This is a genomic window from Joostella atrarenae (genome assembly GCF_021764745.1).
In the GTDB taxonomy this organism is placed as follows: domain Bacteria; phylum Bacteroidota; class Bacteroidia; order Flavobacteriales; family Flavobacteriaceae; genus Galbibacter; species Galbibacter atrarenae.
In genome coordinates this window covers 100,575-124,095 of the sequence record NZ_JAETXX010000008.1, presented here as the reverse complement: position 1 = coordinate 124,095, position 23,521 = coordinate 100,575, and the positions used below count along the sequence as shown (strand labels likewise).

General features: G+C 34.1%; 15 protein-coding genes. 11 read left to right on the top strand and 4 right to left on the bottom strand.

What is annotated here, in order from left to right:
* Positions 1-138 precede the first annotated feature (138 nt).
* Both JM658_RS12350 and JM658_RS12345 read right to left on the bottom strand, forming a co-directional pair.
* Positions 139-1,764 (bottom strand): RagB/SusD family nutrient uptake outer membrane protein, encoded by a 1,626-nt coding sequence (locus JM658_RS12350; protein WP_236959580.1) that lies wholly within the window; start codon positions 1,762-1,764, stop codon positions 139-141.
* 17 nt (positions 1,765-1,781) lie between these two features.
* Positions 1,782-4,946 (bottom strand): SusC/RagA family TonB-linked outer membrane protein, encoded by a 3,165-nt coding sequence (locus tag JM658_RS12345; protein ID WP_236959579.1) that lies wholly within the window; start codon positions 4,944-4,946, stop codon positions 1,782-1,784.
* Between the two features lie 134 nt (positions 4,947-5,080).
* Between JM658_RS12345 and JM658_RS12340 the strand changes: the two genes are divergently transcribed.
* On the top strand, positions 5,081-6,334 hold the full coding sequence (locus JM658_RS12340) for a DUF2264 domain-containing protein (protein WP_236959578.1): 1,254 nt from the start codon (positions 5,081-5,083) through the stop codon (positions 6,332-6,334).
* Between the two features lie 76 nt (positions 6,335-6,410).
* Here JM658_RS12340 and JM658_RS12335 read toward each other — a convergent pair whose 3' ends face one another.
* The gene (locus JM658_RS12335) at positions 6,411-7,601 is read right to left on the bottom strand and encodes a glycoside hydrolase family 88 protein (RefSeq protein ID WP_236959577.1); all 1,191 of its coding nucleotides are present in this window, start codon (positions 7,599-7,601) and stop codon (positions 6,411-6,413) included.
* A 399-nt stretch (positions 7,602-8,000) separates the two neighbouring features.
* Between JM658_RS12335 and JM658_RS12330 the strand changes: the two genes are divergently transcribed.
* The 10 genes from JM658_RS12330 to JM658_RS12285 all read left to right on the top strand — a co-directional run bounded on the left by JM658_RS12330 (position 8,001) and on the right by JM658_RS12285 (position 23,197).
* Positions 8,001-8,774, top strand: coding sequence for an SDR family NAD(P)-dependent oxidoreductase (locus JM658_RS12330; protein WP_236959576.1), 774 nt, complete (start codon positions 8,001-8,003; stop codon positions 8,772-8,774).
* 1 nt (position 8,775) lies between these two features.
* Positions 8,776-10,572 carry an alpha-L-fucosidase gene (locus JM658_RS12325; RefSeq protein WP_236959575.1) on the top strand — a complete coding sequence of 599 codons (1,797 nt, stop codon included), beginning with the start codon at positions 8,776-8,778 and terminating at the stop codon, positions 10,570-10,572.
* Positions 10,573-10,584: 12 nt separating this feature from the next.
* Positions 10,585-12,171, top strand: a complete 1,587-nt coding sequence (locus JM658_RS12320; protein WP_236959574.1) for a sulfatase family protein — start codon at positions 10,585-10,587, stop codon at positions 12,169-12,171.
* 6 nt (positions 12,172-12,177) lie between these two features.
* Positions 12,178-13,032: a fumarylacetoacetate hydrolase family protein gene (locus JM658_RS12315; protein ID WP_236959573.1), complete on the top strand. Its 855-nt coding sequence runs from the start codon at positions 12,178-12,180 to the stop codon at positions 13,030-13,032.
* A 9-nt stretch (positions 13,033-13,041) separates the two neighbouring features.
* Entirely contained in the window at positions 13,042-13,857 is an 816-nt protein-coding gene (locus JM658_RS12310) for an amidohydrolase family protein (RefSeq protein ID WP_236959572.1), read from the top strand.
* A 77-nt stretch (positions 13,858-13,934) separates the two neighbouring features.
* Positions 13,935-15,362: an alpha-L-fucosidase gene (locus tag JM658_RS12305; RefSeq protein ID WP_236959571.1), complete on the top strand. Its 1,428-nt coding sequence runs from the start codon at positions 13,935-13,937 to the stop codon at positions 15,360-15,362.
* Positions 15,346-17,163: an alpha-L-fucosidase gene (locus JM658_RS12300; RefSeq protein ID WP_236959570.1), complete on the top strand. Its 1,818-nt coding sequence runs from the start codon at positions 15,346-15,348 to the stop codon at positions 17,161-17,163. The genes JM658_RS12305 and JM658_RS12300 overlap by 17 nt, the downstream gene beginning before the upstream one ends.
* 11 nt (positions 17,164-17,174) lie before the next feature.
* Positions 17,175-19,544, top strand: a complete 2,370-nt coding sequence (locus JM658_RS12295; protein WP_236959569.1) for a glycosyl hydrolase family 95 catalytic domain-containing protein — start codon at positions 17,175-17,177, stop codon at positions 19,542-19,544.
* 5 nt (positions 19,545-19,549) lie between these two features.
* A complete protein-coding gene (locus JM658_RS12290; RefSeq protein WP_236959568.1) occupies positions 19,550-21,085 on the top strand; it encodes a sulfatase in 1,536 nt (511 codons plus the stop codon).
* A gap of 9 nt (positions 21,086-21,094) precedes the next feature.
* Complete coding sequence (locus tag JM658_RS12285) at positions 21,095-23,197, top strand: alpha-L-fucosidase (RefSeq protein ID WP_236959567.1); 2,103 nt, start codon at positions 21,095-21,097, stop codon at positions 23,195-23,197.
* A 55-nt stretch (positions 23,198-23,252) separates the two neighbouring features.
* Here the strand turns inward: JM658_RS12285 and JM658_RS12280 are convergent, their stop codons facing one another.
* Complete coding sequence (locus JM658_RS12280) at positions 23,253-23,519, bottom strand: TIGR03643 family protein (protein WP_236959566.1); 267 nt, start codon at positions 23,517-23,519, stop codon at positions 23,253-23,255.
* Positions 23,520-23,521 lie beyond the last annotated feature (2 nt).

Here is a 23,521-nt window from a genome sequence, read left to right as displayed (position 1 = left end):
TTCTTGTGCATAGCTAAATAAAGTGATGCAAATTATGATTAATGTTGAGAACTGTGTATTAATTGGTTTCATTGAATTCATAGTAGATTAAAAAAAACAACCGTTCCATTATAATTGGAACGGTTGCTATAGGTTATGTTACCATTTCGGATTTTGCTCTAAATTAGGGTTTAGAGATATTTGATTTACTGGGAATGGCCATAAGTAATCTCTTTCTGGATCAAAAAACCTTCTATCTGCTGTTTGAAGTAGAATATAGTTTTCGGCATTTAACTCAGGAGTAACTTGTGTGCCAAACTCCTCAAAGTAATAGTTTCCTAATACAGGTTTTAGCAATTCAGTTTCTGCAGTTTTCCAACGGATTAAGTCCCAGTATCTGAATCCGTTTAAAGCTAATTCTACTCTTCGTTCTCTTCTAATCTCCTCTCTCATGTCAAGGCTATTAATAGAGATAAAAGTATTGGTTAGAGCAGGAAGTTGAACATCTTCTCTATCTCTAAGTTTGTTTATGGATTTATTTAAATCTTCATCGCTGATACTTTCATTTAACTCATAGGTAGCTTCAGCATAATTTAACAGTACTTCTGCATAACGTAGAATAGGATAATCAATAAAGGATCTTTGGTTAGACCAATCATTAGTATTAGTATATCTTCTATTAGCAAAGCCAGTTCTTTGAAATGAAAGAGATGGTATGTTAAAAGTTGGCTGTGAACCTATGTACTCATCACCTGTTTTAAGGAAAGAATACACCATTCTAGGGTCTCTATTTTCAAATACACCATTAATTGAACTAGGTTGTTGATATAATGGGGATTTATCCATAGGTAATCCATCAGACATTAGGTATGAGTCTGCTAATGCCTTTGTAGGATTAACTCTTCCTTGTTCTAAAATTCTTTGAGAGTTGTGAGAATCTATAGCGTCTTCTAAGCTCTTTCCATATACTCTTACAATAATATTTTCCTTATTTTGACTTCCCTCTCCTTCGTATTGAAATAGTTGGTAGTAAGAATTAAAGATATTATGTTCTCCAGTTTTTATTACAGCTAAAGCGGCACTTTTAGCAATTGTTAAATGCTCCGTTGCATTACCATAATTATGAAATTTTGAACGAGTACCTTCAAATAAAGCTACTCTAGATTTAAAAGCATATGCAGCCGTTTTTGTCACTCTTCCATAATCATCAGAAGAGAGCATGCTAGGAAGTGGTAAGTTTTGACTAGCAAAATCTAAATCATTATAGATTACATCTATGACTTCTTCTCTTGAGGCTTGTGGTTGATCTAATTCTGGGGCGTCTTCAGTTAGTGTTTTTAAAATTAATGGAACCCCTCCATATCTTTGAAATAATTGATAATATCCCCATGCTCTAAAAAAACGAGCTTCACCAACATATCGATCAACTATTTTCTTTTCAACACCTTCATCTAGAAGTAGTGTAGATTTCTCTATAATGTTATTTGCTGCTCTAATGAGTCTATATTGGGTGCCATAAAAACCATCAGATGAAGGTGTAAGTCTTGATCCATCACTGATACTATTGGTACTAGTCCCATAAGCATCATCAGACCAAACATCAGATGTTACGGGTAAATTTGGAAAAAAAGTATATAAATAATTAGAAGCTAACTTTAAATCTGATTCACTTTTCCAAAAGGAAGGGTCGGTTAAGCTTGTTTCTGGTAATCTGTCAATGTCACATGAAGTGACTCCTAAGAGACAAGCTATTACCAAAACGACTATAATTTTTATTTCTTTCATGAGTGTTGTTTTTGCGATTAAAATGAAATATTTATACCAAATGAAACATAGGCAAATACAGGATAAGATGATCTAATCCCATTATTTTGCTCTGGATCGAAAACACCATCGAAAACACCTAATTTTGAAAAGGTTAAGATATCTTGTCCAGAAACATAAAAACGTAATTGATTTAGACCAATTTGTTTGATGGTACTAGGTGATAATGAGTATCCAAGTTGAATATTTTTCAACCTGATATAATTCCCATTCAATACCCAACGATCTGAGGTCGCAAAATTATGGCTTCCCTGATAGAAAGGTCTTGGGTATGCAGCATTAGGGTTATCAGGAGTCCAATAGTCTGCTTGGTGTTTTTGAGCAGAGAGCCAAGATGAGGCATAGGGTTGTATTGCTTGCCTATTCGGAGCATAACTTCTATCCGCAGCACCTTGAAAAAAGAAGCTAAAGTCTATGTTTTTCCATTGTGCGCCCCCAGTTATACCAAATAAATAACGAGGATTTGTGCTTCCTAAGTTTACAAGGTCTCCTGGATCCTCAGTTGTTCCTGAACCTTGATTGATTAAACCATCTCCATTTTGATCTATATATTCTATATCACCGATTCCTGTTTTATTACTATAAAAAGGTGCTGCATCTAATTGCTCTTGGGTTTCTATATATCCATCTTTTGTTTCATAACCCCATATAGTACTAATAGGATATCCTTGAATAAGATTATTTGTGCCTAGTCTTACAACATCCCTGCCTTCTCCATAATTAATTAATTCATTTTGATTGTCAGAAAGATTAAACCCAAGGTTCCAATTAAAATTTTCACCTATACGGTCATTATATTTTACATCTAATTCCCATCCCCATGATTTTAACTCTCCATTATTTACTCTGGGAGTATTAACTCCGAAGGTAGCTGGTAAGTCTAAAGGGATAAGCATGTTTTTATTTTTCTTGATGTAGTAGTCAAAAGAAGTCTGTAGTCTGTTTTTAAAAAGACTAAGGTCAATACCGTAATTTATAGTTTCAATTGTTTCCCAGGCTAATGTTGATGATGGAACTCCATTTTGATAAAAATATGTAGTTCTATTTTCTGATGCACCTAATACTAATCCAGATCCTGATGAAAGTGTAGATAGATAATCGTAATATCCAATGATATTACCATTCGCATTGCCTAGTTGTCCCCATGAAAATCTTGGTTTAAATTGGCTTATGAATGGGAGTGTGTCAGAAAACCAGTTCTCTTTATGGATATTCCAAGCAAATGATAATGCTGGAAACCAATTTACCCTTGAGTCTGGTGCTAATCTTGAAGTTTCATCAGATCTTATGGTAGCTTCAAATAGATATTTACCATCATAATTGTAGCTAAACCTACTCAAAAAGGATTGAGCCGCGTAGGTTCTTATGTTCTGAGTATTGTTATAGCTTTCTCTTGCTCCAGTATTTAATGTTGGAAGGTCATTACTTACTAAAGAACTTGCATAAGTATTAACACCGCTTAGGCGGTAGTCTTCCCATTGATACCCTGCTAAAATATGAAAATTATGTTTGTTTAAGCTTAGATCATAATCTGTAAGAAACTGAAAATTTTGTGTCTCTATGGTTTCTTTGTATAATGAGAAAGAATTAGGATTATTTAAATATCTAATAGGGTCAAATGCACCCCAAAGTGTTACCGTCCTATTAAATGTTTCATTATCATAGGCTCTAAACTTTCTTCCATATATTGTTCTTATTTCTAATCCCTTAATAAAGTTTTTAGCAGTAAGTGTTAGGATTCCATCCAACTCATTAATTTCTTTATCTTTATATCCACCCTCTGTTAAAAGCGCATAAGTGTTGGCTCCGCTAGCTAATCTTCCTTCGGGAGTAAAGACGGGATATCTTTGTCTAACAGTCTGTAAATATTGAAAGAGACCATAGTTGTTTCCGGAATTAGATTGTGAAGGTTGATCTCGGTTGTGTACAGCATAAGAAACCCTTGAGTCTAAATTTAAATATTTATTTAAATTCGCGTTAAGGTTTAATCTACTTGTATATCTTTTGAATTTATCAGGACCTATTTTAAAAACTCCATCTTGATCTAAATATCCAAGTGAGAATAGGTATTTTATATCTTCAGAGCCTCCACTTACTTTTAAATTATGTGTTAATTGTAAGGATACATCTCTTAGTACAATATCTCTCACATCTTGAGACTGATTGTAGTAAATATAATTATTAGGGTTGCTATCGCTTACCTCATATTCTACACCGTTTATAATATTTTGTATTGCTTGATCATTATATTCGGGTCCTATTCCTGCATTTTCACGTGCTAGATTTGAATAATTAGCTTCATCTAGCAAAGAGAGTCTTTCGGGCATGTTTACAGGTTTAGATCCAGCAATCTGTCCTGAATAGCTTACAACAGTTTTACCCGACTTTCCAGATTTAGTAGTAACTAGTATAACCCCTCCAGCTGCTTGTGATCCGTATATAGATGCTGCAGCTGCATCTTTTAATACGGTTACGGACTCTACATCTTCAGGGTTTAGGGTTTGATTTAAAGCACTAGTGGAAGAAGGCACGCCATCTACTATAACTAAAGGATTTACAGCTCCATTTGCAGAGCTTATACCTCTGATTTGAATATTTAATCCTTCTTCTCCAGGTTGACCACTAGATCTTGAAATGTTAAGTCCAGGAGTTGTTCCTTGTAACGCGCTCGTCAGATTTGTTACTGGCCTGTTTTCAAGAGCTTCGGATGATACGGTTGATACTGCTGAGGTTAAATTAGCTTTTTTCTGTGTACCATAGCCAACAACAACTACTTCATCTAGTTGAGAAACATCTTCTTTTAAGGTTACTTTAATAGTTTTTTGATTACCTACAACAATCTCCTGACTAGTAAATCCAATGTAACTAAAGACTAAAGTGGCATTTGAGTTACTAACATTGATTGTGTAATTACCATCAAAGTCAGTAAGAACTCCTTTTGATGTTCCTTTAATCATTACATTAACTCCAGGAATAGGATCTCCATTTTCAGAAGTAACTAATCCATTTACTGTGAGCTGAACTTCATTTATGTAGGATAATACATCTTTCGATACATGTCCATACACAGAATTTTCGTAAGTTATTGCAATGAAAAATATTACAATAACTAGTAGTTTTGGTGTTTTAAATATATAATTCATAATTTTTGGTTAATTTATTGTGAATATATGTAAAATTTTATTAATTCAATCGATTGTATTTATTTTTTTATTTCATATTCTTATTTATTACCTTTAAAACCTGTTAAATAATCATTAACCATAATATTTTAAAAATGAAACGAAGAAATTTTATAAATACAGTACCTCTTATTGCGGTTCCATTGGTGAGTAATCCATTGTCGTGGTTTACCGATAATAATGAAGTAGATGAAAGTGTCTCTGATAATAGTGTTAGAAGTTATTGGGTTGATACCCTTTATAAAATATCACATCCTGTTTTATACAACTTAGCTAATAACACCTTAGTAAAAAATATGCCCAACGAGAAGGCTCCCTCTTATGGGTTAAGAAAAAATGTAACTTACTTAGAAGCCTTTGGGAGAACAATGGCTGGACTCGCGCCATGGTTAGGTCTTCCTGATGATGATTCAGCAGAAGGAAAGAAAAGAGAAGAGTTAAAGGAGCTGTATTATAAGGCTGTTAAAAACGGAGTTAATCCAAGTAGTCCAGATTATTTAAATTTTAGAACAGAACATCAGCCTATTGTTGATGCAGCTTTTTTAGCTCAGGGGTTATTGAGAGCTCCAAAAGCTTTATGGGATCCATTAGATAATACTACAAAAAAGCGTTTGATAACAGAGTTTAAAGCGCTAAGGACTAGAAAAGCATTTAATAATAATTGGTTGATTTTTACAGCGACTACAGAGGCATTTTTACGTTATGCTGGAGAAGATGATTGGGATAAAGAGTCTATTGATAAAGCAATTTCAAGTTTTAAGGAATGGTATGTAGGTGATGGAAACTATAGTGATGGTCCTCATTTTGCATTTGATTATTATAACTCGTATGTGATGCATCCGATGTTTGTGGAAGTGCTGGAGGTTATGAAGGATTTTGACAATTCTTATGAGGAGGATTATAATACAGCAGTAAAACGTATGGTTCGTTATGCAGAATTACAAGAACGAATGATTTCTCCTGAAGGTACTTTTCCTGTTATAGGAAGGTCTATTACTTATAGGACTGCAGCGTTTCAAGTGCTTGCAATGGCAGCACAAAGAGATATTTTACCAGAGATTGTCTCTCCAGCTCAAGTGCGTTGTGCTTTAACTGAGATAACAAAGAACTTATTAGTAGATGATGTTTTTGACGATAATGATTGGTTGCTTTTAGGGTTCCGTGGACATCAGCCTGAGATAGCAGATTATTATACGTCTACAGGAAGCTTGTATATGACTACGTTGAGTTTCTTGCCATTAGGCTTGCCATCTGATCATGAGTTTTGGTCAGCAGAAGATGAGGAATGGACTTCTAAAAAGGCATGGCAAGGAAAGTCTGTTAAGAAAGATTATAAAGTTAAGTATTAGTCTTCTTAAGGTAATATCACATGAAAAAGGCTTCCAAATTGGAAGCCTTTTTCATGTGATATTTAATGTGTGGTACTTACTCTCCTCTTCTAATAAGAGCTTCTGTGTAATAATAATCTGCATAATTTAACGGGGCATCAATTTCTGCTCCATGAGGAATACTTCCAACAGAATGTTTCAGTAAAAATCCTTCATTAGTACCTGTTTCTGCAAAATATGCTGGAGATGATAAACTACTCATAATCTCATCAGCAAAATCTTTATGTTCTTTTTTGTTAGCGTTTTCAGAGAAAGTAGCTAATTCATATAATGCAGATGCAGTTATAGCTGCTGCAGATGCATCTCTTGGAGTTTCTTCGCTGGCAGGAGCGCTATAGTCCCAATAAGGTACTTTGTCTTTTGGTAAATTTGGATTGTTTTTAATGAATTCTGCTATTTTTTGTGCTTGTTCTAAGTATTTAGGATCTTTTGTTTCTCTGTAACTTACAGTATATCCATAAAGTCCCCAAGCTTGACCTCTAGCCCAAGCAGACTCATCTTTTAATCCTTGGTGTGTGTTTTTCTTGTTAACTTCTCCTGTTTCAGGATTGTAGTCAACAACGTGGTATGAACTGAAATCTGGTCTAAAGTGATTTTTGATGGTTGTATTTGCATGTGTTACAGCAATATTGTAATAAGTGGAGTCTCCAGAAATCTTAGTAGCATTAAATAATAACTCTAGATTCATCATGTTGTCTATAATAACTGGACAATCCCACTTTTTGTTACTTCCCCAAGACTGGATAACTCCTGCGTCTGGTCTATATCTTGTAGATAAAGACTTTGCAGTCTGTACAACTACATCATTGTATTTTTCTATATTGGCATATTTTATTCCATTACCAAAACTACATTCTATCATGAAACCAACATCGTGATTTCCTTCCCAATATTGAATAGTGTCTAATTTTTCGGTATAAATAGTAGCGCGTTCTTTCCATTTATTATCTCCAGATAATTTATATAAATTCCATAATGTGCCAGGGTAAAATCCACTCGTCCAGTCATAAGCTCCAACGTATTTCATAGCATTGTTTTTAATAGATCTAGGGATGAATCTTTTCATCTCCAGATGTTTATTTATTTCAGTATAAGCAGTGTCATACTGATCAACACTTTTTTCAACAATAGATCTCTTGTCTTCTTTTTTAGTTTCTTTATTGTCGTTGCATCCAATAAATTGAAATATTAGAAGCAGTGCAATTAAAGTTTTTACCCTCGTAATCATAAGTTTAGTTGTAATTAGTTTACTATTCAAAAATCAATAAAAGTGAAAATCACTTAATGATAACTCAAATATAATAATAAAACTATATATTTATACAATCGATTGTATAAATATATGTAAATTTTTAACTTTCGAATCCTATATATTAATCAGTTAGTAGTTTCTAATTTTTGCTTTTTTAAGTATATATAAGAAGTGTAATTGTGGAGAAATATTGACTTATCATTTTATTACTGATAAGGTGTATGTTCTTTTATATGTAAAATCTTCGAAATTTGTCATCAAAAGGCAAAAATAGTATTAGAGTTTGCTTTTTTTTAGGTGGAAGATTTATGCTAGTTCCAGTAATATTGTAAGTCATGGATATAAGAGATTTTTTCAAATAATAAAAAATATATAATGAGTTTTAGTTTAGAAAATAAAGTAGCGATTGTTACTGGTGGCGGAAGCGGAATAGGAAAAGCAATTTCTTTAAATTTTGCAAAGCATGGTGCTTTTGTGTGTATTTTAGAATTTAATGAGAAAAATGCTGAAGATACTATCATTGAAATTGAGGCAAATGGAGGTAAAGGTGTCTGGAAAAAATGTGATGTTGCAGATAATGCGGGAGTTAATAAGGTAATTACAGAATTAGCTTCTCAATATACGATTGATATATTAATTAATAATGCGGGGATTGCCCATGTAGGTAATGTAGAAAACACGTCTGAAGGTGATTTAGATAGAGTTTATAATGTAAATGTGAAAGGAGTTTATAACTGCGTTTCAGCTTTAATTCCGTTTTTAAAAAAAAAAGGAGGTACAATAATTAACATGGCGTCCATAGCTTCTTCTGTTGGTATTTCAGATAGGTTTGCTTATTCAATGTCAAAAGGAGCAGTTTTAACAATGACGTATTCTATAGCAAAAGACTATATAGATCATAATATTAGATGTAATTGCATTTCTCCAGCGAGAGTGCATACTCCGTTTGTAGATGGATTTATTAAGAATAACTATCCAGGAAAAGAAGAAGAAATGTTTGATAAACTTTCTAAAACGCAACCAATCGGAAGAATGGGACTTCCTGAAGAGATAGCAAATATGGCGCTTTATCTATGTAGCGATGAAGCTTCTTTTATAACTGGTAGTAATTTCCCGATAGATGGAGGGTTTGTAACATTAAATGGATAATATGCGTTTAAAAATTCTTGTAATAATCAGTATTCTTTTTTATTCTTTTTCATTTTCTCAGGATAGAAATTACGAAGAATTAATAGATAAAATTAATGAGAGACCTTATCCACAATGGTTTAAAGATGCGAAATTAGGAGTTTTTATACATTGGGGATTGTATTCCGTTCCAGCATATGGAGGAGCAGAATCATATTCAGAATGGTATTTGAGAGGCTTGCAAACTGGAGATACTTTGAGGACTAATTATCTTAAAGATAATTATGGAGAACAAGCAACTTATAAAGATTTAGCTCCTCACTTTAAAGCTGAGTTATTTGATGCTAAAGAATGGGCACAGTTCTTTAAAAAAGCAGGTGCTAAATATGTAGTTTTAGTATCTAAACATCATGATGGATACACTTTATGGCCAAGTAAATATAATAGGAATTGGAATTCTGTAGATGTGGGTCCAAAGCGTGATATAGTTGGAGAGTTAACAGATGCTGTTCGAGGAGAAGGATTAAAAATGGGATTATATTATTCGTTATCAGAATGGAACCATCCATTGCACAGATGGTATACAGATCCTAACGATAGTATAGGGAAATACGTAGAAGAGTACATGATTCCTCAGTTTAAAGAGGTGGTAAAAACATATAAACCTTCTTTAATTTTTTCTGATGGGGAATGGTTTAATACAGCAAAGCAGTGGCATGCCCCAGAACTTATAGATTGGTATTATAACTTAGTTGGTAGTGATGCAATTGTGAATGATCGATGGGGAAGAGGTCTTGATACTGGTTTTTTAACACCAGAATATAGTGCAGGAATAAAAGAAACAGACCGTCCGTGGGCAGAAGTAAGAGGATTAGGGCGTTCTTTTGGATTAAATAGAAACGAAAAATTAGAAGCGTATACTACTTCAGAAGAATTGGTTCATCGGTTTGTGCAAACTGTAGCCAATGGGGGTGGAATGATTATAAACGTCGGTCCAAAGGCAGACGGTCAGATTCCTTTATTGCAACAAGAACGACTTATAGATTTAGGAAAATGGTTAAAAATAAATGGAGAAGCAATATATGGAGCAACGCCTTATAGTGTCCATGAGCAAGAAAAGAAAGTTACTAAGCAAAGAGTAGATGATAAAATTGACTTTAATTGGGTGAGAAATAGTCCTTTAAAAGGAATAAAAGAAGATAGTTTTACAGTAGATTGGGATGGGTATCTCGTTGCTCCTAAATCTGGAAAGTATACAATTGAGGTTAAGGCGGATGATGCTGTTGCTATTTGGATAAATGATGAGTTAGTTGTAAATCAGAATTATCAAGAAACTGGGAGTCAATCAGAAGTAATGGAAGCAAAAACTGGAGCGGTAACTTCTGGTGTTGTAACTTTAAAAGAAGGGAAAGCAAATACAGTTAAAATTAAATATGTAGAAAAGAAACAAAACGCGCACGTTTCTATATACTGGAGTACAAAAGATAGTGACAAAACAGTTATTCCTGCTTCAGCATTTTACAAAGATGAAGCTTTAAAAAATCATGGGATAGAAGGTTCTTATAGTTCTATGCAAACGTATTTATGTTATACCCAAAATAACGGGAATATTTACGCAGTGAGTTTACAGTGGCCAGATGAGGAGTTAGTATTAGAGATTCCAAATCCAGGAAATAATTCAAAAGTAAAACTTGTAGGAACTGATTTAGATTTAGACTGGACCTATAGAGATGGTAAAATGATTGTAGATACTAAAAAAGTTAAATATTCTCAATTGCCTTCACATTTAGCATCGACTTTTAAAATCTCTAAAAACTAAAAAGAAGAAATAATGGGATTTAAAAAAGTATTATTTTTTATAGTAGGAGCTTCTATTTTATATTCATCATGTAAGGAGAAAAATAAAATTGCAGAGGTTAGCGAAGTAAGTTCTGATTTGAATATAATATATGTGCTTGCAGACGATTTGGGTTATGGCGATATAAGTGCGCTTAATCCAGAGGGTAAGATACAAACACCAAACATAGATGAATTAGCTAATGAGGGACTTAAATTTACAGATGCTCACACCTCTTCATCAGTATGTACTCCTACGCGATATGGTATTATTACAGGAAGATATAATTGGCGGAGTCCTCTTAAGAATGGTGTCTTAACTGGGGTCTCAAAAGCATTAATTCCTAATGATAGGACTACGGTTGCTTCCTTATTAAAAGCTCAGAATTATGAAACTGCATTCATTGGGAAATGGCATTTAGGTTGGGATTGGGCATTAAAGGAAGGAGATAGTATTGGAGGTGAAGGATGGACACCAACAGATTATGACAATATAGATTTTACCAAACCAATTTCTAATTCTCCAAAAGATTTAGGGTTTACATATTCATTTGGACATTCTGGTTCTTTGGATATGGCGCCGTATGTTTATGTTGAAAATGATAATGTAACAGCACAACCAGATAAAGTAACGATAAGTGAAACCAAATACGGATGGTGGCGAGAAGGCCCTACTGGAGTGGATTTTGTTCATGAAGAAACAACTCCTTTGTTTTTCGAAAAGTCTATAAATTATATTAAAGATCATGCAAATATTGGAAAACCTTTCTTTTTATATTTAGCACTTCCATCTCCACATACACCAATTCTCCCTACGGAAGAGTGGCAAGGTAAAAGTGGATTAAATCCTTATGCTGATTTTGTGATGCTTGTAGATGATTATATGGGGAAACTAAATTTGGCGATTAAAGAAGCTGGAATCGAAGAAAATACATTGATAATTTTCACCAGTGATAATGGTTGTTCTCCAGCTGCTAAAATTGAAGAATTACAGGCTAAAAATCATTATCCTAGTTATAAATATAGAGGTCATAAAGCAGATATATTTGAAGGAGGACATAGAGTACCTTTTATAGTAAAATGGCCAGCTGTTATTGAGGCTGGTACAACGACAGATAAAATTGTATGTACTACAGATTTAATGGCTACATGTGCAGATATTTTAAACATTCAACTTAAAGATAATCAAGGAGAAGACAGTTATTCAATGTTACCTCTTTTTAATAATGATGAGGATAAGTTTGGTAGAGAAGCCATAGTGAATCATTCTATAAACGGAAGTTTTGCTATAAGAAAAGGGGAATGGAAGTTAATATTCTGTCCAGGTTCTGGTGGTTGGAGTAGTCCTAAACCAAATTCTGAAGGGATAGAAAAATTACCACCGTTACAGCTTTATAACCTTAATAAAGATCCTAAAGAGAGTGTCAATTTAGTTTATGAAGAGCCAGAGAGGGTAACAGAACTTCATGCACTTCTTGTAAAATATATTGAAGACGGAAGAAGTACTCCAGGTAGGATTCAGCAAAATGATGCTCCTTTTGGAGGGAAAGAGTGGAAACAAATAAAAACAATAATAAAATAATATAACATGAAATTAATACGATTCGGAAAAGAGGGCAGTGAGAAACCAGGGGTTCAATTAGAAGATGGAACCCGTATTGATGTATCTTCCTTTGGAGAAGATTTTAATGAGTCTTTTTTTGGGAGTGATGGAGTAGATCGTTTGAAGAAATGGTTAGAAACAAATGCTGATTCATGCGAGAAAGTTAGTAATGATGTTCGTCTTGGAGCACCATCAGTAAGACCTTCAAAATTAGTTTGTGTAGGTCTTAATTATGCTAAACACGCAGCAGAAAGTGGTATGGATATTCCAAAGGAACCTGTTTTATTTTTTAAGGCGACATCTGCAATCGTTGGACCTAATGATGATGTGGTAATTCCTAAAAATAGTAAAAAGACAGACTGGGAGGTAGAGCTAGCTTTTGTAATTGGCAAGAAAGCTTCGTATGTGTCTAAAGAAAATGCGATGGATCATGTTGCAGGATATGTTTTGCATAATGATTATAGTGAGCGTGAGTTTCAAATAGAAAGATCAGGGCAATGGGTTAAAGGAAAAAGTTGTGACACTTTTGCTCCGTTAGGACCTTATATTGCAACTCAAGATGAAATAAAAGATCCCCATAGTCTTAACCTTTGGTTGAAATTAAATGGAGAAATGATGCAGAATAGTAATACATCAGATTTTGTTTTCGATATTCCTACTTTAGTTAGTTACATAAGTCAGTTTATGACTTTGTTACCAGGAGATATTGTTTCTACAGGAACGCCATTTGGTGTTGGATTAGGGTTAAAACCACCTCGCTATTTAAATCCTGGGGATACTGTAGAACTAGGAATTGATGGTTTAGGAAGCTCTAAGCAATCTGTGAAAGCTTATAAATAGAATTTTATTATGAAAATTGATAGTCATCAGCACTTTTGGAAGTACAATCCAGTTAGAGATAGCTGGATTGATGATACTATGAAGGTTATTCGTAAGGATTTTATGCCAGAAGATTTATTGCCTGTTTTAAAGGAAAATAAAATTGATGGTTGTGTTGCAGTACAAGCAGATCAATCCGAAGAGGAGACAGATTTTTTATTGAATTTGTCTGATAAAAATAGCTTTATAGAAGGTGTTGTAGGTTGGGTAGATCTAAAAAGTAGTACTGTAGATGAGCGATTGGAACACTATTCTAAGTTTTCTAAATTTAAAGGGGTGCGCCACATTGTTCAAGCGGAATCCAATAATTTTCAATTGAGGGAAGACTTTCAGAAGGGAATAGGAGCTTTAAAAAAATACGGATTAACATACGATATTTTAATCAGTAAAAATCAGCTTTCAGACACTATAAAAATGGTTGATAAGTTTCCAGACCAACCTTTTGTCTTAGATCATATAGCAAAGCCTGAAATTTCTAATGGAATAGAAAAAGAATGGAAAGATGCTATTCGGCTGTTAGCTCAAAATGAAAATGTATACTGTAAAGTATCTGGAATGGTTACGGAAACCAAGGGATATAAGTGGAATAAAAGTGAATTTATTCCTTTTTTAGAAGAAGTAACTCAGTCTTTTGGATCCGATAGAATTATGTTTGGGTCAGATTGGCCAGTCTGTTTAGTAGCAGCTACATATGCTGAAGTTCTAGATGTTATAAAAAGTTTTTATACTGAAGAAGATTTAGATAAAGTGATGAGTAAAAATGCAATTGATTTTTATAGATTATAACCTCTATATTTATTCTGTGTAAAACTAATTGTAAACAGAAGATTAATAAATAATATAACCAACCAAAACCTTTAATTATGAATCGTTATTTAATAATTCTTTTACTAATTACTTTTTTATCATGTAAGGAAAGTCCAAAAGCGGCTTCACATGAACCACCTTCAGTAGCTACAAGCGAAAACTCAAATATCGATTATTTAGAAGAATCCGAAGTAGATTTTAATAACCGAATGGAATGGTGGAGAGAAGCGCGTTTCGGGATGTTTATTCATTGGGGAGCATATGCTGTTCCAGCAGGTATTTATAAAGGGAAAGAAACTAAAAACGTTGGGGAATGGATCATGAAAACGCAATCGATCCCTATTTCTGAATATGAGAAATTTGCGACTTCATTTAATCCCGTAGAATTTAATGCATCACAATGGGTGTCTGCGTTAAAGGATGCCGGAATGAAATATATGGTGATTACTTCAAAGCACCATGATGGTTTTGGATTGTGGGATTCTGAGATTTCAGATTATGATATTATGGACGCTTCAGTGTATAAGAAAGATATATTGAAGGCTTTATCTGATGCTTGTAAAAAAGATGGTATTAAATTCGGACTTTATTATTCTACAATAGATTGGCATCACCCAGATGCTCAAGCAGATACTTATGCAAAAGGAGGTACTAAAGATGAGAATAATGAGGAGCGTTTCAATACGTATTATGAAAACTATATGAAGCCACAACTTAAAGAACTTATTACAAAATACGACCCTGCTATTTTATGGTTCGATGGAGAATGGACGCCAGAATTCACGCACGAACAAGGGCTAGATTTATATCAATATGTGAGAAGTTTAAAGCCTAGTATTCTTATAAATAATCGTGTTGATAAAGGTAGAAAAGGAATGCAAGGGATGAATGATGGTAAGATGAAATATGCAGGAGATTTTGGAACTCCAGAGCAAGAGATTTTAGACGGAACTTCCACTTTAGACTGGGAGTCTTGTATGACTATGAATGATACATGGGGATACAAAACAAATGATCATAATTGGAAAACCTCTGAAACTTTAATTTTTAATTTGGTAGATGCAGCTTCAAAAGGAGGAAATTACCTTCTTAATGTTGGTCCAGATGCAAAAGGCGTAATTCCTGAAGCAAGCATAAAAAGACTTAAAGATATTGGAGATTGGTTGGGAATAAATGGAGAGGCTGTTTATAATACCGAAAGCGTTGGAGAAAATTATAAACAAGGAGATGCGATTAGAATCACGAAAAAGAAAAATGCATCTACATTATATGCAACGACTTTTAAGAAGCCTGAGGAGACATTTACCTTAGATGCAATCCACCCTGAAGACGGTAGTAATATTTATATATTAGGAATCAAAGAAAATCTTGATTGGTCTTACAAAGACGAAAAACTTATGATAAGCGTACCTTTAAAAGCATTAAATGAATTAGGGGAGAAATATGCATGGACTTTTAAGATTGAGAATGGAAAAACTAAGTAGGGGATTAAGATATAGCGTTGTCTTATTTGTATTGTTTTTGCAATACCAAGCAGTCGCTCAAGAAAATACTTCAAAAAGAACAGAATGGTTTGTAGAAGATCGCTTCGGAATGTTTATTCATTGGGGAATTTATACTGGAGCAGAGGGAGTTTGGAAAGGAGAGAAATTGCGTAATGATAATGATTATGCTGAATGGATTCAATATAGAAATCAGATTCCTAAGGATGAATATGTAAAACTTTTAGACCGATTTAGTTGGGAAGATATAGATCCTGAAAAATGGATAATAGCCGCTAAAGAAGCAGGGATGAAGTATGTAACCCTAACAGCAAAACATCATGACGGATTTGCTCTTTGGGATAGTAAAGTAACCACTTACGATATTGGCAACTATACAAATAATAAAAGAGATATTGTAAAAGAATTGGCAGAGGCTTGTAAAAAGCACGGTTTAAAATTAGGTTTATATTATTCACATTGGATAGATTGGGAAGATCCTAATGCTTGGGATCATGCCAAAGAATTGGAAGACTTTAATTCAGAAGATTTTGATATTTATTGGCAGCAAAAAGTAATTCCTCAGATTACAGAATTGCTAACTAATTATGGAGATATTGGGATGTTATGGTTCGATATGTGGATTAATCATTCTGAAACTGTAGTTACAAAAAAGCAATTGCTTCAACTCAAAGAATTGATTAGAAAGTTGCAACCAGATTGCCTCATTAATTCTCGTTTGGGACTTTCTATAGAAGAAGATCCTGATGTAGATTATAGAACATTAGGCGATAATCAGTTAGGGGAAACTAAATTAGAGTATCCTTGGCAGACTCCGGCTACCGTTGCACATTCTTGGGGGTACAACCGATTAGAAAATCAATGGAAGTCAACAACCTCACTTTTAAAAAATATCATAGGAAATATAAGTCTCAACGGAAACCTAATGTTAAATATTGGTCCGCGAGCAAATGGAGATATTCCTTTTGAAATTACTTCTCGACTTAGAGATATTGGAGCTTGGTTGGATGTAAATGGAGCTTCTATTTACGGCAGTGGTGCTTTCGATTTAAAAGCAAATCTTCATAATTGGGGACAAATAACAGCAAAAGAAGAAAAAGGGGGAAGCTATAAAATATATTTACATGTTTATAATTGGCCACTAAATAGTAAGTTACCTGTTACAGGGATAAAAGAGGCTCCGCAAAAAATATACTTACTATCGGATAAACAAAGAAAGGCATTAGAATTTAAGCATGATGAGGTGTTTACAAATATAGACTTACCTAGAAAAGCGCCTGATAATTTTGTTTCTGTTGTAGTGATGGAGTTTAATAAAAAGCCTGAAGTTGAAAAAGATTTGGTGGCAATTAGTGATGACGGTGGATTTTCATTAAAATCAGAAAATGCTTTAGCTTCTAAAGGGAATTCTAGTTTTGTAGAAGCTGAGAGATTCGGAACAATTCCGCCTCATGCAAGAATAAAAGGGATACAAGAGTATAGTTGGAAAGTATATATTGATACTCCAGGAGACTATAGGTTAGATGTTTCATATAACTTACAAGAAGAATCTAAGGCAAAAGTCGATGTTAAGGTTAATAATCAGCCTTTGCAATATAAGTTCGTGCCAACTGGTAAAACGATAGGAGAGCCTAATCAGCAATGGGGAATAGATCGGTATTTATTTTCATCAATAGGAAATATAGAAGTTGAAAAGCCAGGCTTCTATACTATTTCTGCAACTTTTGATGCAGCCAATAGTGAAGTAGATTTTAATTGGCTTTGGTTTGAAAAAATAGATTAATAAATCATATAATGAAAGGAATTATTAAAGTTGTATTGTGTTCATTTTTAAGTCTGCCAATTTTTTTGACAGCTCAAGATAAGTCAGAAGAAAACGGAACTCCAGATTTATGGTATGGGCAACCTGCTAGCAAATGGATAGAGGCGTTACCGGTAGGGAATGGAAGATTGGGGGCAATGGTTTTTGGAGGAGTTGAAACGGAAAGAATCCAGTTAAATGAAGATTCGATGTGGCCCGGAAGTGCAAATCTAGACAATGCAAAAGGAACTCCAGAAGATTTAAAAACACTCAGAAAGTTAATCGATGACGGAAAAGTACATGAAGCAGATAAATTTATTATAGATAAGTTTTCGTATAAAAGTATTGTAAGATCTCATCAAACAGCAGGAGATTTATTCTTGCATTTTAAAAGGGAAGGATCGGTTACCGATTACAAACGAAGCTTGAGTTTTTCGGACGCATTAGCAGAAGTTTCATATAAAATTAATGGTGAAACATATACAGAAAGTGTATTCTCTTCTAATCCAGATGATATATTAGTTGTTCATTTGAAAACTACCAATCCTAAAGGGATGAATTTCGATATAGAAATGTCTAGACCTAAAGATGAAGAAACGGAAACAGTTGTTGTTACTGCTCCTTCGGATACAGAAATGAAAATGAATGGAAAGGTAACGCAGTTAGGAGGAATGTTTAATGAAACACCGCACCCTATAGAGGATGGAGTTCATTTTCAAACCTTATTAAAAGCAGTTAGCAAAACAGGGAATATTAAATCAGAAGGAAACAATTTACAGGTAAGAGGAGCAAAAGAAATCACCTTATATCTAGCAACTGCAACTTCTTATTACCATGAAAATTTTGAAAGTGTTGTTCAAAATGTTATTAAAAAAGCTTCTAGTAAGAGTTTCAAGAGCCTGTTGTCAGAACATAAAAAGGATTTTCAAAAGTTGTATAACAGAGTTGATTTTAGTTTAGGAAATAGCGAATTAAACGCTCAGCCTACAGATAAGCGTTTAAAAAACTATAAAGAAGGAACTCCAGATTTAGATTTACAGACAAAACTGTTTCAATATGGTCGTTATCTTTTAATTTCCTCTTCTAGAGAAGGAGCTAACCCTGCGAATCTCCAAGGATTATGGAATGATCATATTAAAGCTCCTTGGAATGCAGATTACCATTTGAATATTAACGTGCAAATGAATTATTGGCCAGCAACGGTTACTAATTTAAGTGAATGTGAATTACCATTATTCGAATTTGGAAATAAAGTTTTAGAACGCGGTAAGCTTACTGCAAAATCTCAATATGGATTAAATGGAATGGTAGCTCATAGCACCACAGATTTATGGGCACCAGCATTCATGAGGGCCAAAACACCTTATTGGGGAGCTTGGATTCACGGAGGAGGTTGGTTAGCTCAACATTATTGGGAATATTATCAATTTACAGAGGACAAAGAATTTCTTCGTGAAATGGCTTACCCATACTTAAAAGAAGCTGCTGCTTTTTATTTAGATTGGTTACAATGGGATAAAACTACTAAAAAGTGGATTTCTTACCCTGAGACGTCACCAGAGAATTCTTATATTGCTGAAGACGGTGAGTCTGCAGCAATAGTTAAAGGAGCAGCAATGGGGCATCAAATAATTGCTGAGGTTTTTGACAATACCCTTGCTAGTGCTGAAGTTTTAGGAATTAACGATAGTTTTATTTCAGAAATAAAAAAGAAAAGAGAAAAATTGAGTCCAGGGGTTGTAATTGGAGAAGATGGTAGAATTTTAGAATGGAATAAACCATATGAAGAGCTTGAAAAAGGACACAGACATATGTCTCATTTATACGCATTGTATCCAGGAACTGTGATTACAAGTGCTACTCCTGAAGCTTTTAAAGCTGCTAAAGAAACAATTGATTACAGATTAAAATATGGAGGAGCAGGAACTGGATGGAGTAGAGCATGGATGATTAGTTTTAATGCGCGTTTATTTGATAATAAAAGTGCTGAAGAGAATATTAATAAATTATTTGAAAAGTCAACAGCTAATAATTTATTTAACGAACACCCACCGTTTCAAATAGATGGAAATTTTGGTTATACCGCAGGAGTTGCAGAGTTATTATTGCAATCTCATGAAGGCTTTATAAGGTTATTACCAACGCTGCCTAATAACTGGAAGACAGGTGAAATAAGTGGCTTAGTTGCTAGAGGTGATGTTGAGGTTGCTATAAAGTGGGCAGAAGGAGAAATGCAGCAGGTAGGTTTGCTCTCTAAAACTAGCAAAACAGTAAGTGTTAAATATAAAGATTTGAAAAAAGAAATCGAATTGCCTAAAGGAAAACAAATTTGGCTGAATGCAAGTTTGAATTCGATAAAATAAAGAGTATGTATTATAGATTGATTGTAGTTTTAGCTTGTAGTTTATTCATCTCATGCAAAGAGAACAAGAGTGAAAAAGTAGAAGAGAAAGAACCTGCTAAGCCAAATATAGTGGTCTTCCTTGTAGATGATATGGGGTGGCAAGACACATCAGTTCCTTTTTGGGATAAGAAAACACCTTTTAACGATCGTTACAATACTCCAAATATGGAGCGGCTGGCAAAAGAAGGGATGAAGTTCACTCAAGCCTATGCTACACCAGTTTGTTCTCCTACTCGAATTAGCTTTATAACAGGAATGAATGCAGCTAAGCATCGTGTTACAAATTGGACATTAGTAAAAAATTCACCTACTGATAAAAAAGATGATGTTTTAGACTTTCCTAAGTGGAATGTAAACGGACTCTCTCAAGTATCAGGAGTAGAAAGAACAGTACAAGCAACTCCATTACCGCAAATTCTTAAAGATAATGGGTATAATACGATACAAGTTGGAAAAGCACATTTTGGTGCCATTGACACTCCAGGAGAAAATCCTTTGAACTTAGGTTTTGACGTAAATATAGCTGGACATGCAGCAGGGTCGCCTCATAGTTATTTGGGTACAGAAGATTATGGAAATAACGATAAGCGCAAACATTTAAATGATGTTCCTGGGCTTGAAAAATATTACGGTAAAGATGTTTTCTTAACTGAAGCGCTAACAAAAGAAGCATTAATAGCTTTAGATAGTGTAAAGAATGAGCCTTTTTTCTTGTATATGGCACATTATGCTGTTCATATTCCTATTTATGGGGATGATCGATTTATACATAAATATTTGGATGATGGTTTGGATGAAACAGAAGCTAAATATGCCTCGATGTTGGAGGGAATGGATAAAAGCTTAGGAGATATAATGGATTTTTTAGAACAAAATAATTTAGATGAAAATACAATCATTTTATTTATGTCAGATAATGGAGGACTCAGTGCACATGCTAGAGGTGGAGAATTGAACACCCATAATAAACCTTTAGCTAGCGGAAAGGGATCTATGTATGAAGGAGGAATTCGAGAGCCTATGCTCGTTAAATGGCCAGGAGTAACAACAGCTGGGTCACAAACAAATCAATATTTAATAATTGAAGACTTCTTTCCTACTATTTTAGATATGGTTGGAATAAATGCCCCTAAAACTATTCAAGAAGTTGATGGAGAGAGTTTCGTTTCAATTTTAAAGGATAATGAAATAAAAAAGCAGGATAGACCTTTGTTTTGGCATTACCCAAATAGATGGGGTGTTGATGGACCTGGAATAGGCACTGCAAGTATGATTAGAAAAGGGGATTGGAAATTGATTTATTTTTATAGAGATGAACATTTTGAATTATATAATATTACTGAAGATATAGGAGAAGAAAATAACTTAGCTTCAGCAAAGCCAGAAAAGGTAAAAGAGCTTGCAAAAGAACTTTCTGAATACCTAAAAGAAAGTAATGCGCAATTACCTATAAATAAGAAAACACAAAAAGAAGTATCATATCCAGCCGAGACTTTATAAAACCATATTATGAAACCTACCATCAAAACTTTAATATTAGCTATTATAGCAACTGTTGTATATTCATGTAAGCAAGAGGTAACTCCTCCACAAGCCGTTGGGCCAATTCCTTCTGAACGTCAGTTGGCATGGCAAGAATTGGAATATTACGCTTTTATTCATTTTAATATGAATACGTTTACTGATATGGAGTGGGGTTTAGGAGGGGAAAGTCCTAAGTCTTTTAATCCTACAGATTTAGACGTTAATCAATGGGTGAGTGTAGCGAAGGAAGCTGGTATGAAAGGGATTATAATAACAGCAAAACACCATGATGGTTTTTGTCTTTGGCCAACCGAAACCACAGAACATTCTATAAAAAATGCTCCATATAAAAATGGAAAAGGAGATCTTATAAAAGAATTATCGGAAGCATGTAAAGAAGGAGGACTGAAGTTTGGAGTATACTTATCTCCTTGGGATCGTAATAATGAACATTATGGAAATCCAGAGTATGTAGAGATATTTCATGAGCAACTCAGGGAGTTATTAACTAATTATGGTGATATTTTTGAAGTTTGGTTTGATGGTGCCAATGGAGGATCAGGATATTATGGAGGGGCTAATGAAACCCGAAAGATTGATAACAAAACTTATTACGAATGGGATAAGGCAGTTGCTATAGTAAGAGAGTTACAGCCCAATGCCGTTATTTTCAGTGATGGTGGACCAGATGTACGTTGGGTAGGAAACGAAGACGGCAAAGCAAATGCGACTAATTGGAGTATTATGCGTAGGGATGAAATTTATCCTGGGTGGCCACGATATAAAGAATTGCGTGGTGGGCATGAAGATGGTACTCATTGGCTTCCAGCCGAGGCAGACGTTTCTATAAGACCAGGTTGGTATTACCATGCATCAGAAGATCATCAGGTGAAAACACTAGAGGAGTTAATAGATATTTATTATAAATCAGTGGGAAGAAACGCTTCCTTTTTATTAAATCTCCCCGTAGACAAACGCGGATTGGTGCATGAGTTGGATGAACAACAGCTTATCGCATTAAGAAAACAGTTAGATAAAGATTTTGCAGAAAACTTGGCTTTAAATACCAAAGTTGTAGCGTCTAATTATAGAGGTAATGATGATAACTTTAGACCAGAGTTATTAATAGATGATAATAAAACCACTTATTGGGCAACAGATAATGAGATTACAGAAGCAAATGTAATATTCTCTTTTTCTGAACCAACGGCAATAAATAGAATAGTGCTTCAGGAGTATATTCCATTAGGGCAAAGGGTGCAAAACTTCACTGTTGAAGTTCTTAAAGATAACGACTGGGAAACGATTGTAACAGAAACTACTATTGGATATAAGCGAATATTAAGGTTTGATACGCAAACTATTTCAAAATTAAGAGTTTCCATTCAAAAGGCAAAAGGAGCAATTACACTTTCTAATGTAGAATTGTATAAAGCTCCAAACTTGTTAGTGCTTCCGACCATAAAGCAAAATAAAGAGGGGGTTATAACAATGCATGTTCCTGATGAAAATATATCGATATTTTATACCCTTGATGGGTCTACACCAACAAAAAATTCAATAAAATATGAAAAACCATTTGTTGTTCAAGAGGCAAAAGAGTTAAATGTAATAGCGGTAAATACAGATACGAATGAGCAGACAGAGGTGAAAAAGGTAATGTTAGAATACGCCAAAAAGAAGTGGGAAGTTTTTAGTGTGACTTCTGGAAAAATGGAAGAGGCTACTAAATTTATCGATAACGATCCAGCTACTTATTTTAGTTCAGAAAAAAAGCCAAATGAGATTCAGTCGGTAACAATTAATCTTGGAGAGAAAATTATAATTAAAGGTTTCACTTATACTCCTATGCAAGCTAGATTTCCAAATGGTTTAATTACCGATTACACTTTTTCAGTAAGTGAACATGGAAAGAAATGGAAGGAAGTCTATAAAGGAGAATTTGGGAATATACAGAATAATAGAATTAAGCAGCAGATAAATTTCAATCCAGTAGAAGCAAACTATATTAAATTGATAGCGAATAAAACAACAGGAGAAGGTAATACAACTACAATAGCAGAGATTGGTGTTATTAAAGTTGATTAATTTTAAAAATCATGTTTTGGTGAAAAATTTCTGAATATTTAAATAAAGAAGATAGTTATCTTTTTGAGATTTTATTTTGGGTTATTTGTTTTTGCCTACTACATTTAAAACGGCCTTCTTCAAAATTTCTCTTTTTTAAGTGTTTTGTAGAGCGGCCTTGGACACGTGCACGCCACATTTTAAAGCTGCTACGTTTCAATTCTTTTCGCATTAATTCGATTACATCTTTTTCGCTATAACCAAATTGATAAGAAATAGCGTCGAAAGGAGTTCGGTCTTCCCACGCCATTTCTATAATTCTATCTATTTCTCTGTCCGTCATAT

Coding starts and splice junctions, on each gene's coding strand:
- JM658_RS12335 (WP_236959577.1), bottom strand. CDS start 7,601: ATGATTACGAGGGTAAAAACTTTAATTGCACTGCTTCTAATATTTCAA.
- JM658_RS12325 (WP_236959575.1), top strand. CDS start 8,776: ATGCGTTTAAAAATTCTTGTAATAATCAGTATTCTTTTTTATTCTTTT.
- JM658_RS12285 (WP_236959567.1), top strand. CDS start 21,095: ATGAAACCTACCATCAAAACTTTAATATTAGCTATTATAGCAACTGTT.
- JM658_RS12295 (WP_236959569.1), top strand. CDS start 17,175: ATGAAAGGAATTATTAAAGTTGTATTGTGTTCATTTTTAAGTCTGCCA.
- JM658_RS12310 (WP_236959572.1), top strand. CDS start 13,042: ATGAAAATTGATAGTCATCAGCACTTTTGGAAGTACAATCCAGTTAGA.
- JM658_RS12345 (WP_236959579.1), bottom strand. CDS start 4,946: ATGAATTATATATTTAAAACACCAAAACTACTAGTTATTGTAATATTT.
- JM658_RS12320 (WP_236959574.1), top strand. CDS start 10,585: ATGGGATTTAAAAAAGTATTATTTTTTATAGTAGGAGCTTCTATTTTA.
- JM658_RS12300 (WP_236959570.1), top strand. CDS start 15,346: ATGGAAAAACTAAGTAGGGGATTAAGATATAGCGTTGTCTTATTTGTA.
- JM658_RS12330 (WP_236959576.1), top strand. CDS start 8,001: ATGAGTTTTAGTTTAGAAAATAAAGTAGCGATTGTTACTGGTGGCGGA.
- JM658_RS12350 (WP_236959580.1), bottom strand. CDS start 1,764: ATGAAAGAAATAAAAATTATAGTCGTTTTGGTAATAGCTTGTCTCTTA.
- JM658_RS12305 (WP_236959571.1), top strand. CDS start 13,935: ATGAATCGTTATTTAATAATTCTTTTACTAATTACTTTTTTATCATGT.
- JM658_RS12290 (WP_236959568.1), top strand. CDS start 19,550: ATGTATTATAGATTGATTGTAGTTTTAGCTTGTAGTTTATTCATCTCA.
- JM658_RS12315 (WP_236959573.1), top strand. CDS start 12,178: ATGAAATTAATACGATTCGGAAAAGAGGGCAGTGAGAAACCAGGGGTT.
- JM658_RS12340 (WP_236959578.1), top strand. CDS start 5,081: ATGAAACGAAGAAATTTTATAAATACAGTACCTCTTATTGCGGTTCCA.
- JM658_RS12280 (WP_236959566.1), bottom strand. CDS start 23,519: ATGACGGACAGAGAAATAGATAGAATTATAGAAATGGCGTGGGAAGAC.